The organism is Capnocytophaga sp. oral taxon 863 str. F0517 (assembly GCF_000466425.1).
Taxonomy (GTDB): domain Bacteria; phylum Bacteroidota; class Bacteroidia; order Flavobacteriales; family Flavobacteriaceae; genus Capnocytophaga.
This window is the reverse complement of the sequence record NZ_KE992146.1, coordinates 1-1,034: the sequence shown is the minus strand read 5'-3', so window position 1 is coordinate 1,034 and position 1,034 is coordinate 1. Positions and strand designations below refer to the sequence as shown.

The 1,034-nt window shown below is 47.1% G+C and carries 1 pseudogene; it reads left to right on the top strand.

The window, feature by feature from the left end:
* Positions 1-1,034: pseudogene (locus tag HMPREF1551_RS13940) on the top strand (gliding motility-associated C-terminal domain-containing protein); the annotation flags it as partial.

Sequence of the window (1,034 nt, the reverse complement as noted above, 5' to 3'; positions counted from 1 at the left end):
GCGAAGGTAAAAATTACGGTGACTAATGATACAAGTACAACGATAATCGCCAATGATGATCCGCTTACCTATGTAGCCAAAGGTGGTACCGCAGATGTACTAAGCAATGACCGTCTGGGTGGTGACCCTGCTACTAAAGATAATGTAATTGTAACCATTGATAGCGATGGCGGCCTTACTGGTGTAGATATAGATACGGCCACCGGCAAGATCAAAGTGCCTGCTACCGCTATAGAAGGTATCTATGAGGTGACTTATAAGATTTGTGAGAGACAGAATGGTACCCCTTGTGATACGGCTAAGATCAAAATCAAGGTAACCGAGAATACGGCTTCGACCCCAACGATCAACGCCAACAACGATCCTGATACCCGCGTACGTCCAGGGGACAAGGTAGAGGTGCTCTCCAACGACCGACTCAATGGAGCCCCAGCCACTAAGGACAATGTAAGGCTAAGTATAGAGGACAATGGTGGCCTTCCAGGAGTTACCATAGATGAGGCTACTGGAAAGATCCAAATACCAACAGATGCTCCTGCCAGAACTTATGAGATTACCTATAAGATCTGTGAAAAGCAAAATGGCACCCCTTGTGCGACAGCTAAGGTGAAAGTAAGTGTTGATAATGATACTACCCGTACCATCGAAGCTCATAACGATCCGCTTATCCGCGTGGCCAAAGGCGGTACCGTGGATATCCTTAGCAATGACAAGGTAGATGGGCGACCAGCAGGTAAAGATAAGGTAAACGTCTCTATTGAGAACAGTGGTCGCCTTGCAGGTGTAACCATAGAGTCTGCCACCGGTAAGATCAAAGTACCTACTGATGCCGCTCCAGGCACCTATGAAGTAACTTATAAGATCTGCCATAAGCAGCAAGCTGACCTCTGTGATACGGCTACTGTAACAATAGAAGTAGTGGATGCTCCTGCTCAAACGCCTACTATTACAGCCAAAGACGATCCACTTACCCGCGTACCGAAAGGTGGTACTGTGGATGTTCTTAGCAATGACCGTGTAAATGGAGATCCAGC